At 58.1% G+C, this 14,370-nt stretch carries 13 protein-coding genes and 1 riboswitch; of the genes, 5 read left to right on the forward strand and 8 right to left on the reverse strand.

Annotated features, from left to right (window positions below; genetic code table 11):
- Positions 1-8: 8 nt before the first annotated feature.
- Positions 9-1,211 carry a sodium/glutamate symporter gene (gltS, locus tag SJY13_RS05680; protein ID WP_377188747.1) on the reverse strand — a complete coding sequence of 401 codons (1,203 nt, stop codon included), beginning with the start codon at positions 1,209-1,211 and terminating at the stop codon, positions 9-11.
- The gene (locus SJY13_RS05685) at positions 1,208-1,735 is read right to left on the reverse strand and encodes a DUF6446 family protein (protein ID WP_377188750.1); all 528 of its coding nucleotides are present in this window, start codon (positions 1,733-1,735) and stop codon (positions 1,208-1,210) included. Before SJY13_RS05685 ends, gltS begins: the two co-directional genes overlap by 4 nt.
- A gap of 91 nt (positions 1,736-1,826) precedes the next feature.
- Between SJY13_RS05685 and SJY13_RS05690 the strand changes: the two genes are divergently transcribed.
- Entirely contained in the window at positions 1,827-2,459 is a 633-nt protein-coding gene (locus tag SJY13_RS05690) for a MarC family protein (RefSeq protein WP_377188753.1), read from the forward strand.
- Positions 2,460-2,467: 8 nt separating this feature from the next.
- Here the strand turns inward: SJY13_RS05690 and SJY13_RS05695 are convergent, their stop codons facing one another.
- On the reverse strand, positions 2,468-3,397 hold the full coding sequence (locus SJY13_RS05695; RefSeq protein WP_377188756.1) for a glycine--tRNA ligase subunit alpha: 930 nt from the start codon (positions 3,395-3,397) through the stop codon (positions 2,468-2,470).
- Positions 3,398-3,602: 205 nt separating this feature from the next.
- Here SJY13_RS05695 and SJY13_RS05700 point away from each other — a divergent pair, with 205 nt between their 5' ends.
- Positions 3,603-5,342, forward strand: coding sequence for a serine protease (locus SJY13_RS05700; protein ID WP_377188759.1), 1,740 nt, complete (start codon positions 3,603-3,605; stop codon positions 5,340-5,342).
- A 50-nt stretch (positions 5,343-5,392) separates the two neighbouring features.
- On the opposite strand, the gene SJY13_RS05705 is transcribed toward SJY13_RS05700, so the two are convergent.
- The 5 genes from SJY13_RS05705 to metZ all read right to left on the reverse strand — a co-directional run bounded on the left by SJY13_RS05705 (position 5,393) and on the right by metZ (position 12,110).
- A complete protein-coding gene (locus SJY13_RS05705; protein WP_377188762.1) occupies positions 5,393-6,967 on the reverse strand; it encodes a thiamine pyrophosphate-binding protein in 1,575 nt (524 codons plus the stop codon).
- Positions 6,967-8,415 (reverse strand): TrkH family potassium uptake protein, encoded by a 1,449-nt coding sequence (locus SJY13_RS05710; RefSeq protein WP_377188765.1) that lies wholly within the window; start codon positions 8,413-8,415, stop codon positions 6,967-6,969. Before SJY13_RS05710 ends, SJY13_RS05705 begins: the two co-directional genes overlap by 1 nt.
- A 51-nt stretch (positions 8,416-8,466) precedes the next feature.
- Entirely contained in the window at positions 8,467-9,369 is a 903-nt protein-coding gene (locus tag SJY13_RS05715; RefSeq protein WP_377188768.1) for a hypothetical protein, read from the reverse strand.
- 277 nt (positions 9,370-9,646) lie between these two features.
- A complete protein-coding gene (gene folE2, locus SJY13_RS05720; RefSeq protein ID WP_377188771.1) occupies positions 9,647-10,750 on the reverse strand; it encodes a GTP cyclohydrolase FolE2 in 1,104 nt (367 codons plus the stop codon).
- A gap of 169 nt (positions 10,751-10,919) precedes the next feature.
- Entirely contained in the window at positions 10,920-12,110 is a 1,191-nt protein-coding gene (gene metZ, locus SJY13_RS05725; protein WP_377188774.1) for an O-succinylhomoserine sulfhydrylase, read from the reverse strand.
- A 65-nt stretch (positions 12,111-12,175) separates the two neighbouring features.
- Positions 12,176-12,253: riboswitch (SAM riboswitch) on the reverse strand.
- A gap of 327 nt (positions 12,254-12,580) precedes the next feature.
- On the opposite strand from metZ, the gene SJY13_RS05730 reads away from it, so the two are divergent.
- The 3 genes from SJY13_RS05730 to SJY13_RS05740 are packed head-to-tail and all read left to right on the forward strand — an operon-like array spanning position 12,581 to position 14,034.
- Positions 12,581-12,994 (forward strand): DUF726 domain-containing protein, encoded by a 414-nt coding sequence (locus tag SJY13_RS05730; RefSeq protein WP_377188777.1) that lies wholly within the window; start codon positions 12,581-12,583, stop codon positions 12,992-12,994.
- 54 nt (positions 12,995-13,048) lie between these two features.
- Positions 13,049-13,321 carry a hypothetical protein gene (locus SJY13_RS05735; protein WP_377188780.1) on the forward strand — a complete coding sequence of 91 codons (273 nt, stop codon included), beginning with the start codon at positions 13,049-13,051 and terminating at the stop codon, positions 13,319-13,321.
- Between the two features lie 23 nt (positions 13,322-13,344).
- On the forward strand, positions 13,345-14,034 hold the full coding sequence (locus SJY13_RS05740; protein ID WP_377188783.1) for a glutathione S-transferase N-terminal domain-containing protein: 690 nt from the start codon (positions 13,345-13,347) through the stop codon (positions 14,032-14,034).
- Positions 14,035-14,370: the final 336 nt, after the last annotated feature.

Here is a 14,370-nt window from a genome sequence, read left to right on the forward strand (position 1 = left end):
GTCGGTCCTTAGAAATTGACGATCGTCTGGATGACGATGGCATTGGCAATGTCCACAAAGAATGCGGATACAAGGGGCAGCACGATAAAGGCAATAGGTGACGGGCCATATCGCTTGGTGACAGCGGTCATATTGGCGATGGCCGTGGGGGTCGCACCCAAAGCGAAGCCACCGAACCCGGCGGCCAAAACGGCGGCGCGGTAGCCCGACCCCATCACCGGGAACAACACGTAAATCACAAAAACTACGGTAAAGGCAGTTTGCGCGACCAGAACCACCAGGATGGTCACGCCCAGCTCAGCTATGGTCCAAAGCTGCAGGCTCATCAATGACATGGCCAGAAAGGCACCCAAGGCGAACTCTGAGGCCAGGCCAAGCGCCGGCGTACGGCTGACTGGTACTGCGTCAGGAAACATCCAACTGCGCAGGTTGGCGATAAGAATGGCAATGATCAAACAGGGTACGAATAGCGGTAGCTTCAACCCTGCCTCGGAGATCAGAATATTTGCGCCATAGCCCAGGATAATTGCCAGATGCAGATACAGCATGACCCGCATCAAACCGATGGGCGTGATCTCAGGATCGCGCTGGTCCTCGGTAGGAACCCCGACTGTCAGTTCTTCGGTCGGACGGTCAGGTGTCAGGTTATTGCGCTCGACCAGGTGCTTTGCAACCGGTCCGCCCACCAGCGCCGCCAGCACCAACCCCAGAGTAGCCACCGCTACGCCCAGCTCAGTTGCCCCATCCAGCCCGGTGACTGCGCCAACCTCCGGAGCCCAGGCAATTGCGGTCCCGTGTCCACCGATAAGTGCGGCAGAGCCGAACAGCACGCCGGACTGGGCCGGAAAGCCAAAGGCCACGGCGCCCAACATGCCGATCCCGTTTTGCGCAAAGATTGTGATCAGCGTTAGAACCAAAAGCAGAGCTAAAGGCTTACCGCCTGTAATCAAATCTGAGAACCGGGCGTTCAGGCCAATGGCGGCAAAGAACAGAACCAGCAGGTAGTCGCGGGTTTCCATCTCAAACTCAAACGAAATACCCGTCGTCAGGTACAGGGTCAGCATCGCCAGTGCCGCGACCAGACCGCCACTGACTGGCTCGGGGATGTTGAAGCGCCGTAGAAACCCGACCTGAGTGTTCAGCTCGGCCCCCAACAAGTAGACTGCCAGCCCCAAAGTGGCCGAGATCATATCAGGTACAAGGTAAGTCATTGCGCGGCCGCCGGGCGCAGAGGGCACTCCTCACCCACAACGGTGCCGTCATAAGCTTTTTCGCCGCAATTATTCAGCGCATGCCAGACATAGCCTTTGCCATCCTTAGTCACGGCAACGATCCGGTCGACGCCAAAGTGAATGTTCTTTGTGCCCATGAAAGCCTGTGCCTGACCGGATTTCAAAGCCTCGGCAATGGCGACCGCGTCATAGCACCCAAACCAACCCGGTGCGGTCAAAGGCTCTGCATTTTCGACAGGCTGATAGGCGGAAAGGTCCGCAGCCGTCAGGTCAGTTTCAAAACAGGCCCGGTACCGGATGGGTGAGCTGTCTGCGTCAATTGCTTGAAACGCTGTGTAGGTGATCGGTTCAGGGGCGTCTGCCCCTGTTCCCAGCAACACCACATCCTCGCCTGGTTGCGCGACGACGTCGTAATAAAACCCATACACCTGCATGTAGTACATGCCCCCACCCGCCAGAACGGCGGAGACAAGAAGGAGGAGAGCAAGTAGTTTTCCGGTCATGTTTTCAACATCCTGATCACGCGACCTCTTTCAAACGGGTGGAAAATGGGACAGGTTCCAACCTGAAACAGGCTGAAACGAGGCTTTTGGAATGGACACGACCCTTGCCGTTGGATTTTTCGGCGCGCTGTTTGCGATCATGAACCCGATCACCAACCTGCCCGTATTTCTGAGCGTGACCGACGGCCTGACGCCAGCCGACCAGCGCAAAGTTGCGGCAAAGACAGCCACTTATTGCCTTGTTCTGGGCGGTGCTTTCGCGGCCGTTGGCAGTCAGACGCTGGGCCTGTTCGGGATCAGTGTTGACGATCTGCGCGTCGCGGGCGGTCTGGTCGTACTGATGATCGGCCTCAATATGCTGAGCGGCAAGGAAACCACCGCGCATCACGGAACCGAAGGTGAAAAGCGATCCTACCCCAAGCCCGAAACCGTCGCCTTTTACCCTCTGGCTTTCCCCATCCTGGTCGGCCCCGGCACAATTACGACTCTGATCCTCTATGCGCATCACATTACAAAACCCGTAGACGCCATTGTTTATGCAGGTGTTTTTCTGGGCGTTCTGTTTTTGCTGTTCGTCACGTTCTGGAACGCCGCGGCTCTGGCCAAGCGGCTGTCCGACAACGCGCGCGTTATCATGAGCCGCTTTATGGGCATGATCCTTTCGGCCATCGCAATCAGCATGATCGCAGACGGCCTGAAGGTACTGCTGCCCGGATTGGCCTGAGCGCCCCATTAGGCCTCGAACCCGGCGGCCCTGGTTTGAACGAAGGCGTCCGCGCATTGTTTGGCCAGCGCCCGCACCCGCCCGATATAGGCCTGCCGCTCGGTCACCGAGATTACGCCGCGCGCATCCAAAAGGTTAAAGATGTGGCTGGCCTTGATACATTGGTCATACGCCGGATGCGCCATTACGATACGCTTGCCGGTTTTTGGATCGTCATGCTCCTGCGTCAGAATGGTTGCGCATTCGGCCTCGGCCTCTTCGAAGTGGCGCAGCAACACATCAGTGTTGGCGACGTCAAAGTTCCAGCGGGCGTATTCTTCTTCGGTCTGCTTGAAAATGTCGCCATAGCTCAGCGGGCTGGGCGATTGCGGATCGTTGAACGGCATATCCATCACATGATCAACGCCCAGCACATACATCGCCAAACGTTCGAGACCATAAGTCAGCTCGCCCGAGACGGGCGTGCAATCATGGCCACCGACCTGCTGGAAATAGGTGAACTGACTGACCTCCATGCCGTCACACCAGACCTCCCAACCCAAACCCCATGCGCCCAATGTCGGGCTTTCCCAGTCATCTTCGACAAACCGGATGTCGTGCAGCTCCATGTCGATGCCGATAGCCTGCAATGAGCCCAGATACAGCTCTTGCAGATCGGGCGGGCTGGGTTTGATCAGCACCTGGTACTGGTAATAATGCTGCAACCGGTTCGGGTTCTCGCCATAGCGGCCATCCGTCGGGCGACGGGACGGCTGCACATAGGCGGCCGCCCAGGGCTTGGACCCCAGCGCGCGCAATGTTGTCGCAGGGTGGAACGTGCCCGCACCGACCTCCATGTCATAAGGCTGCAGGATGGCGCAGCCTTTCGACGCCCAATACGCCTGAAGCCGCAGGATGATCTCTTGAAATGAACGTGGTGCGCTGGACGGTTCGGTCATGACATTCCTTTTGGGTGCAACTTCGCCCGGTTTCGGTCTGTTTTTCCCTTCCTATGCAAGGGGCCAAGGGGCGTCAACGGGCCAATGGCCCCGGGCTGTCACTGCACCGCCACACTGGAAATTCCCCGTATTCCAAGCATGGCTTTCCTATCCGCAAATCGCGTAGTGTGCCGCAAAACCAAAACACTGCGGACATGGGCAGACAATGACACGCATATTCACTGCAATTTTGTTTCTATTTCTCTTCGGCGTGCGAACCGTTTTCGCACAACAGGACAGCGCCGTTTGGGTGCAGGTCGAGGCGCAACCGTCGCTGCGCGAGGCACAGGATCGGGCGCAGGCTTATGCCAACACCCTACCTGACGTGAACGGGTTTCGGTTGAACTCTGGCTGGTACGCGATTGTGATCGGACCCTATCTGCGCAATGACGCCGAACAGGTTCTGCGTGTCTACCGCGCCGAGGGACAAATCCCGTCCGACAGCTTCATTGCGTTTTCAAGCGCGCTGGGTCAGCAATTCTGGCCGGTGGGCGCGAATATTCTGGATCGCGGCGTCGTGGCCCCGCCGGTGGAAAGCACGCCCGAACCCGAAGAGCCTGTGGCTGGTTTGACGCCTCAGGCTTCGGATGAAACCCGGTCTCAGGCGTTGCAGTCCGAACGCCTTTTGTCGGCCCAGGACCGCGAGAACTTGCAAACCGCCCTTCAGGCCGCCGGGTTCTACAATTCGACAATCGACGGCGCATTTGGTCAAGGCACCCGCCGTTCGATGGGGGATTGGCAGCGGTTCAATGGCTATGAACCAACCGGCGTTCTGACCACGGTACAGCGCCAGGCGCTGATGGATGACTTTAACGCGCCGTTGATTAGCGCTGGCATGGATCGGTACGCAGACCCGCAGGCTGGGATTGAGTTGGACTTGCCGCTGGGCATGGTCGCCTTCGACCGGTATGAGGCCCCGTTTGCCCATTTCGCTGGTTCAGACGACCCCAACACCCAGGCCCTGCTGATCAGTCAGAAAGGTGACAAGGCAACTCTGCGTGCGCTATATGAAGTCATGCAATCGCTTGAGATTGTGCCGCTGGATGGCCCGCGAAACCTGCGCAATAACGCTTTTACCCTTGAAGGGCGCGGCAAAGGGATCGTGTCTTATACCGAAGCTGCGCTGAAAGATGGACAGATCAAAGGCTTTACGTTGGTCTGGCCCGAAGGGGATGAGGCCCGCCGCGCACGGGTGCTGGCCGCGATCAAGGCCAGTTTTACCACCAATGATGCCGTTCTGGACGCTGGCGCCGGTGCGGATGCCGAACAGCGCATCGACCTTGTAGCCGGGCTGCAGGTACGAAAGCCTCGCCTGTCCCGGTCAGGGTTCTTTACCGATGCGGATGGCACGGTTCTGACCGTTTCCGAGGCCACCGACAGCTGCACCCGCGTGACACTGGACAATGATCAGGAAGTACAGGTGGCCTGGAGCGATGCAAACCTGGGCGTGGCCGTGTTGCGCCCTGTGCGCAGCCTTGTGCCGATCAATGTGGCAGAATTCAGCGCCGACAAACCTCGTATTCAATCCGAGATCGCGGTCTCCGGGTTCTCGTATCAGGGCGCGCTTGGGGCTCCGACACTGACATTCGGCCAGATCACCGATGTGCGTGGTCTGGATGGCGAGAACGGTGTTAAACGCCTGGCACTGGCCGCCCAACCGGGCGATGCAGGCGGCCCCGTCTTTGACGACAGCGGTCAGGTTGTTGGCATGTTGCTGCCGACACCATCCGAAGGGCGCACCCTGCCCGCCTCTGTCAGCCTTGCCGCCACCGTGGATCGGCTGAACGAAGTTCTGACACAGGCCGGAGTCTCGGGTCAGTCCGGTCAGTCGGCAGCCGAAATCTCACCAAATGAACTGAGCCGCAGGGCAAACGGGATGACAGTGCTGGTTCACTGCTGGGATTAAGTCAAACAAACAAAGAAAAACGCGGCCCTCTTGGGCGGCTTTTTTTGTGCCTACAGAATACCCGGGGTCACCCGGATCAGGGTTGGAACAGGAGCATCAAACGCAGCACGCACCGCTGCTTGCATCTGTTCCAAATTGGCTGGGGCCACGGACAAGGCCCCAAAGGCGTCGGCCAACTTGCAGAAATCCGGGTTGCGCGCCACGACCGCGTTGGGGGCGATCTGGCTGCCGATCATGCTGTCTTCGATCTCTTTCAGCTTACCGTTGTCCCATAAGATGATGGGCAGAGACAGGCCCAGCTCAACCGCTGTGCCCAGTTCCATCATCGTATAGTGAAACCCGTAATCCCCTGCAATCACAGCAGTGGGCTTACCCCGACGCACCACCGCGCCGCCAATCCCGGCGGGTAACGCGTAACCGAGCGTGCCGAATCCGGTCGGGTGATGCCAGTGGTAGGGAAAGGCCATGTCCCAGACTTCCTTGGCCACATAGGCGAATTGGGTCATGTCCGAGTAAATCATCGTATCCGCCGGCATGGCGTCACGCAGCGCGTCGATTACTGGGACGATACCCGGACGCTCGGCATCCACTTCGGCGCGCCAGCGACTGCGCACCAGCGCAACCTCTTCGGGTGTCCATCCTGTTGCGGGTTTGACATGGTCGATCGAGGCCCAAAGGGCATGGGCAAAGCTTTCCCCATCCGCCTGCAGCTTGACTGCGGCGCGGTGGCGGTCAGCAAGAACCTGCGGATCAAGATCAACCCGCACCAGATGGGCGGAATGGCCCAGCGTGTCACGCCACAAATCAACTTCACCCAGTTCTGCACCTATTGCGACCACCAGATCGGCTGAGCCGATAATATCGGCACTTCCCGGACGAGGCAGCGCGGCACCGAAATCCAGCGCATAACCCAGCCCGGCCATCCCTCGCCCGGCATAGGTCGTAAAACAGGCCGCCCCTAATTGGGTCAGAATTTGCCGCCACAGGTTGGACCGGGAACCGCCCCCCAGAATGAACAGGGGTCGACGTGCGATGTTCAGCAACGACAACACCGAGGCTACATCGGGCGGCAGAGCCTTTGTGCGCAGGCCCGGCTGGCTTGGAAACGGTGCGGGCTCAGCCTCGGCCTCAAGTTGTGCGATCGGCACCTGAATATGCTTGGGGAGCGGGCGCGACAGTTCGAACTCTTCAAAGGCACGCTCGACCAAGCCATAGGCGGCCTGCGCCGTGTTCGCTTGAAACGACCAATTGGTCACAGTTTCGGCCGCACCGCGCTGATCCTTCATCTGGTGCAACTGCCCCTGCGTCGCTTGCGGATCGTCCAGGCAAGACGACATCACCAGCATCGGCACCGAGTCAGTATAGCCCTGCCCCATTGGTGTCATGATGTTGCACAGCCCCGGGCCGGTGATCACATAAGCCACGCCCGGTTTCCCGGTCGCCCTTGCATAGCCGTCCGCCATAAACCCAGCGCCTTGTTCGTGTCGGGCCAGCACATGGGTAATGCCCGCATCTTCGATCCCGCGGTACATTTCCTGATTATGCACGCCGGGGATGCCAAAGATCACGTCAACGCCACGATCTTTCAGCATGTGCGATATCTGGGCACCCAGAGGTCTTCTCATCAACTTCTCCAGAAATGAGTGGTAAACAGCGCGTAGACGGCCAACAACTCAAGCCGTCCAACCAGCATACCGATGGTCAGCAGCCATTTTGCAGTGTCGTTCAGGTTCGCGAAATTGCCCGCCGGACCAATTTGGTCCCCCAACCCTGGCCCGACATTCGCCAGTGCAGTCGCCGCCCCCGAAACTGAGGTGATAAAGTCCAGACCAGTCAACGCCAAGGCCCAGGACAACACGCCCAGCGTGACCACGAAGAACATAAAGAAGCTCATGACCGAGGTCAGAACGTCCGGTCCGATCGTACGCCCGTCGTATTGCGGCGCAAACACTCCGTGCGGAGACCGGATGCGACGGATCTGCGTCTTGATCGAAGCAAACAGCAGTTGATACCGGAAGATCTTGATTGAACAGGCGGTTGATCCAGCGCACCCGCCAATCAGTCCGATCAGAAAGAACAACATGATCGGAAAGCTGCCCCAGCCCATGTAATCAACGCTGGCATATCCGGTGCCGGAAATGATCGAAGTGATATTGAACAGGGACTCGCGGAACGCTTGTTCCCAGTGATGCGGAAATACTGAGGTCAGAAAGACCGACATGATCACAACCAGAACCAGGATCGTGGCCAGAAACACTCGGATTTGACTGTCTCGCCAAAGCGAGCTTGTCGTGCCGTTGGCGAACTGGACGTAGCGAACAAACGGCAAAGCCGCGAGGATCATGAAGACTGACGCCGCATATTCGGAAGGCCCTGAAAACGTCCCGAAAGACGCGTCATAGTTGGAAAACCCGCCGGTCGAAATCGTTGTCAGCGCATGAACCAGGGCGTCGAAAAAGCTCATCCCTAACCCGGCATAGACCAAAACGCAGACAATGGTCAGAAAGACGTAGATCAAGGAAATCTGACCCGCAATCTCTTGCGCGCGGGGCAGGATTTTCCCCATTGTTTCAAACCCTTCCGAACGGAAGATTTGCATACCGCCGACCCGAAGCTCGGGCAGGAAAACCATGGCGACCACAATGATGCCGATCCCGCCCAGCCATTGCAGCACGCCTCGCCACAACAAAAGCCCACGCGGCAGACTATCCAAGCCTGAAATAACGGTAGAACCGGTGGTCGTCAGCCCCGACATCGCCTCAAAATACGCATCGACAAACCGCAGTTCGGTCTCACCGAACAAAAACGGGATCGCACCGAAAAACGGCAGCGCGACCCACACGCCGGTAGTCAGCAAAAAGGTCTGACGTATCGTCAGACCTTCTCCCACCCCGTTGGAACAACTGAGTGAGAGGATAACGCCGATCAGAATTGTGATGACGCCGCTTTCGAGAAACACATGCCATTCGCCCCGACCTTCAATGAGATCCGCAAGCATGGGCAGCATCATGGTCGCCCCAAGAATGGCGACCAACAGGCCAATCACATATCCAACCGGGCGCATGTCCGTCATGAGGCGCAGCGTTGGCGCGCCTGCACGACAGTGTCAAGCGGATGCCCGGTTTTACTTGTCCGTTTTGGCAACCGACGAAGGCATCGCAGGCGGGTTCGACGGCGCGCGCGTGTTGCGCGCAGCTGCGGTGGGCTTGGCTGCCTGAGGCTCAGCGACTGCAACCTTTGCTGCAACGGGTTTTGCTGCCTCGGTCTTTGCGGCTGCGGGTTTTGCGGTCTCAACCTTGGACGCCATGGGTTTCGCTGCAACTGCCTTGGGGGCTGTCGACTTAGCTGCCGCTGCTTTGGGTGTGGCAGCTATAGCTGCTTTTGTTTTGGGCGCCTCAACTTTGGGTGCAACAGCTTTCACAGCTGCGGCTTTCGGCGCTGCGGGCTTGGCTGCAGCCTTAGGAGCGACGGGTTTGGCGGCTGCCTTGGGCGCGACCGGTTTGGCCGGAGCAGCAGCGGGTTTGGCAACCGCTTTCGGTGCAGGTGTCGCGGCAACTGGCTTTGCAGCGGCAGGTTTGGGCGCAGCAGCTGCAACAGACTTCGTCGCCGGAGCTTTTGAGGCCGGAGCGGTTTTGGCAATCGCAGCCTTAGCAACCGCGGGCTTTTTTGCAGTCGCAGCGGGTGCGGTCTTGGCTTTTGCCGCCGGTTTCACAGCCGCAGGCTTGGGTGATTCGATCTTAGCATCGACAGTTGCTTTTGCCTGAACCGCCGGCGTTGCTTTGGCGGCTGGCTTTGGCTTGGCCTTGACTGCCGGCGCTACCGTCTTGGCCTGCGATTTGAATTCCGGTGCCTTGGCAACCGGCGCGGGGATTTTGGATGACGCGTACAGGACCTGCACCGGTAAAAAGGGCAGCTCCAACGCAGAGCATGTAAAAATCTGCATGATTTTCAGCTGGTTGCCGACCGCTTGTCCAGCCATACGAATTGCCGCTGCCTGAAACTCCAGCGGTTGGGTAATCGGGTTCATGAGTGTTTTCTCCTGTGAAAGCGATGCAACCTGCGAAAGAGTAAAGAACCCTGACCGCCCCGCATATTCGGACGGATTGCGTTGCCTTGCAGTCCTGGGCGTCGCACGTGCCGGCTTCCTTTTCAGAGTCACGTAGCCACCAGATACACGGCTACGACATAGGTGCATTCGACGCCACTATAGTGTGAATTGGATGCAATCGCAGCAAAAATTGCTGCATTGCGGCAATTACCCGCCGTCAGAAGTGTTTTTATGCTTACTTAAAGCCCCGTCCGGGTCACCCTACATGGAACAGCGTTGTAAACAGACGCGGGTCCAAACTGGCGGAAACAAAGGTTGGGCCCTTGGTCAAAACCGAAACGGCATCATGGCTGTGCAGGCTTTCCTGATGGCTGGCCACCACGCGGAAATCACCGACATGGTGATCGGCCAACAGTTCGGCACAGAACAAGCGGGCTGCATCTTCGACAAAGATCGGGTTTGCTGCGTTGAGCTCGGCAAAGGCCTGCTCATCCTCGCGTTTGACCATAACTTGCGTTTCAGTCGGAACTGCCCGGCGACACAGGCCAATCAAATCCTCGAACCAAAGGCAATCCGCATCACAATCGACAACCACCGAAATCCGCGCGACCGAACGCTGCGAATGCGGCGTCGCCAATTGCCCACGTGTGGCACGGGCATGTTCGCTAAGCTCCAGAGAGCATGGGCAGGTCGATGAGTAGACATAGTCGAGATGCATGATCTTCTGGCGCACGGCATTCTGTTCAACCAGTTCCAACGCGATGTCGTAATACTGGTACCCTTCCAGCCCGGACCGCAGGCTTTTCACCCGGTCGGGATAGGAAAACCGCATCTGAATGCGTGCGTCAAAACTGTCCAGGTCGGACATGTAGTCGTCCAGCGCGGCCTCCATGACCTCAAAGCTGAACGTCCGCTCGGCATGCTTGTAGAACGAACGCATGATCCGGGACATGTTGATGCCCTTCTTTTCAGCCTCAAGGCTGACCGTGCCGGTGATCGACGTTTCCAATGTCAGGTCTTCGTCGTCTTTACGATGAAAGCGGATCGGCAAGCGAAAATTCGAAATGCCCACGTGCTGGATCTGCTGCTTTGCTCCGCGGATCAGGCTGGATGGCCCGTTCTGAAGATCGGGCAGCGAGGCGCGGTAGGCCTCGTTAACCGTGAACCCTTCGGGGTACTCACGAGAAAATGCCGGGTAATTTGTTGAGGCCAACCCTGGCACCAGACGTGCGATTGCCGGGTCGAGTTGGCTGATCTCGGCCTCGGTTGCGGTTTCGGCCCATTTCCGCAGGGTCTTCAGTGCGGCTGCGGCTTCATCATGGTCAGGTGCGTCATCAATGTCACGGGGTTGCACGTTCATCGATCAGGGTTCCTTGGGTTGGTCGCCGGAATATAAACCGGTTCAGCGCGTTTTCCAGTGTAACCAAATACGTGCCAAATCACAGCCCGGATCGGATTTCCGTGAAGGGCGCGCTGTTTGCGCCCCTCAACTTCGGTTTCGATCCGGCGCATCAGGCGGATTACGCGTCTTATCGCTGAGAAACGTCCAATGCCTGCCTGATATCGGCAAGCAGGTCGCCTGCATCCTCAAGCCCAACCGAAAACCGGATTAGGCCAGGCGCGATCCCCAACTCGTCTTTCTGCGCATCGCTCAGACGTTGATGGGTCGTTGTCGCGGGGTGCGTTGCGATCGACTTGGCATCGCCAAGATTGTTTGAGATCACCGGTATCGTCAGCGCATTCAGGAACGCAAACGCGGCGTCCTTGCCACCCTTGATATCCAGCGACAAAACAGTGCCACCCTTGCCGCCCAACTGAGATTGCACCAGCACGTTCTGCGCATGGGTTTTCAGCCCCGGATACAACGTTCGCTCCAGCGCAGCGTGACCTTCCAGCAATTCAGCGATGATCAGCGCCGTGTCCGCCTGAGCGTTGACTCGCAAGGCCATCGTTTCCAGACCCTTCAGCATGACCCACGCATTGAACGGGCTAAGAGCGCCGCCAGTATGCTTGAGATAGGGCTCAACTGTGCCGCGGATGAACTCTTTGGTGCCTATGATGACACCGCCCAATGCGCGCCCCTGCCCGTCGATGTGCTTGGTCGCAGAGTAAACGACCACATCGGCTCCCTGCTCAATCGCGCGCGAGAACACCGGCGTTGAAAAGACGTTATCCACAATCACCACCGCCCCAACCGTGTGGGCCAGATCAGCAACGGCGGCAATGTCGATCACCTCAAGCGTCGGGTTCGACATGGATTCGAAAAACACCGCCTTGGTGTCAGATCGGATCGCCGTTTTCCAAGCCTCAAGATCGGTGCCGTCGACAAAAGTGACCTCAACCCCATAACGGGTGAGGATGTTTTCCAGAATGTACAGGCACGACCCAAAAAGCGCCTTGGCCGAGACGACATGATCCCCCGCCTTCAGCATGGAGGTCAGCGCCGCGTTCACCGCCGCCATGCCCGAGGCAGTGGCAAAGGCGTCCTCGCCCCCTTCCAGCGCCGCAATGCGCTGTTCGAACATCGACACGGTCGGGTTGCCGTAACGGGCATAGATAAACTCGTCCGGACCGCTTTCGATAAAGCGCGCCTCGGCCTGTTCAGCGGTATCATAGACAAAACCCTGGGTCAGAAAGATCGCCTCGCTGACCTCATTGTATTGGCTGCGACGGATGCCGCCATGGACGGCTTGGGTGCGTTTGTTCCAGCTCTCACTCATGTCATTCCTCTCGGCCTTTGTCTGGCAAAGGCATCAAAAAAACCCCAGACGCGGTCAAGCGAAAGGGGCCTTTCATCCTGACCTTTTAGCGGTGTTGTTTAGCGTGGCCCGCAATCCGGTAACAAATCGCCACGTAGCACCGTTGCCATTACGCCGCACATGCAAACGCGTCAACCCCGACACGTGCAACGTCACGCATCTGTAACCTTCCTTTCATCGAAGCGTCATAGCGTTATGCGAAAGCAGCACCACAACATCTTGTGTGAGGCAAAGCTATGCCAATGATCAGGATCAATGCCGTTGGCGATACATTCGCTTTGCACCGCAGCCCCCGGCCCCCGCGCAGCGTTTTACGTCAGACCCGGAGCTCACCCGGCCCTGTCATCATCATGACGCATGGCTAAAAATACCGCCCCGAATGCTCAAAATCCTGCCCGCATCAAAGCATCCTGGCTTTACAGCCATCGCCCTTGCGCAGGCATTGCCTCAGTTGGCCGCAACATCTGGGTTTTGGATCCGGGTTCGAAGATGAGGGGCTGGGCATCGCCTTTGGTTGGAATGCGCAAGGACCGATGTGGGAGGCCCGAAAGCGCGCAATCAAAGCCGGGCACGCGCTTGCCGAACTGATCGGCAGCCTACGGCAGATGAATCCGGATCGCCCGATCCATTTCATCGGCCATTCGATGGGCGCGGAACTTTCGCTTGAGGCCCTGCATCATATTCAGCCCGGCGCGCTAAACCGCGTTATCTCAATGACTGGTGCCGCGTATCACAGCCGCGCTCGTATGGCGCTGGACACGCCTGCTGGCCGTCGGGCCGAGTTCATCAACGTGATCAGCCGCGAAAACGACCTGTTTGATTGTTTGTACGAGTTGCTGATTTAGCCGCCGAAACGAGGAGACCGATGCATTGGTACAGGGCTCAACGCGCCAAATGCGGTGACCCTGCAAATCGACTGCCTTCAGACGCTGGATCATTTGTCACGGGCGAACTTTCCGATTGGCGGCCCACAGCGCCGCATCTGCCACTGGTCCAGCTATACCCGCCCGGGCATGCTGCGAATTTACAATGCATTGCTGCGCGATCAGAACCGGCTGATCCTGCCCGCCCTGCAACGCGGCATTCCCGATCAACCAACACGCCGCTGGTCACGGCTTTTTGCCCTGCCCCGTCCGCGACAACTCTTGCCGTTTGTTCAGAAAGCCTCATGATCTTCTCAACCTGAGGAGATACCATGATCGATCTGTATTTCTGGCCCACGCCAAACGGCTGGAAGGCCTCTATCGCGCTAGAAGAAATGGGGCTACCCTACACGACCCATCTGATCAATATCGGAAAGGGCGATCAGTTTGATCCTGAATTCCTGAAAGTCTCTCCAAACAACCGCATGCCTGCCATCATTGACCCGGACGGCCCGGACGGCGCGCCGATCTCGGTCTTTGAAAGCGGCGCGATCCTGATGTATCTGGCCCGTAAGACGGGTCGCTTTTATGGCGATACGGAACGCGACCGCATATCGGTCGAGGAGTGGCTGATGTGGCAGATGGGCGGTATTGGCCCAATGGCCGGACAGGCGCATCATTTCCTGAATTACGCCCCACAGCTCGATCCGCCCCAGGACCTGCCCTACGCCAAAGACCGCTATCGCGCCGAGGTCGGTCGGCTATACGGCGTGCTCGACCGGCGCTTGGCCGAGCATGAATATGTTGCGGGGGATTTCTACTCTATCGCGGACATGTCCATCTGGGGTTGGGCCAGCCTGTGGGAAGGCCAGCAACAGGTATTGGAGGATAAGCCGCATTTTACCCGGTGGCTGGAAACAGTCGGTGCCCGCCCGGGGGTACAGGCCGGCCGTGCGCTGCATGCGGAATTGCGTGGTGATCACAGCGACAAGAAATCGCAAAACGTTCTGTTCAAGCGCTAGGACACGCTCCTACTGGGTTTGCTGTCCCGTTAAGGCGCGCTGCAAGCATGACTGTAAGGACAGGGCAAAGCTGAGGGTAGTGTAGACATACAGGACAACGCCGGACGCTTCGTTTTTAACCGCAATCCGTGCCCGCCTTGTGATAACGTCGTAGTCAGTCGGTAACCAGTTGCGCCAGGCTTGGGATGGAGCAAGTCAAACTATGCGAGTTTTAGTCACTGTATTTGTTTTGTGCGCGGGCATGGCGAGTGCGGCACCGGATTGCGCCGAAAGCCTGCAAACCCCACGATCTGATCTCGTGGCCTTTGACCCGTCTGTTCCCCTCACCTTGCCTGA

Source organism: Ruegeria meonggei (genome assembly GCF_042768335.1).
GTDB lineage: Bacteria > Pseudomonadota > Alphaproteobacteria > Rhodobacterales > Rhodobacteraceae > Ruegeria > Ruegeria meonggei.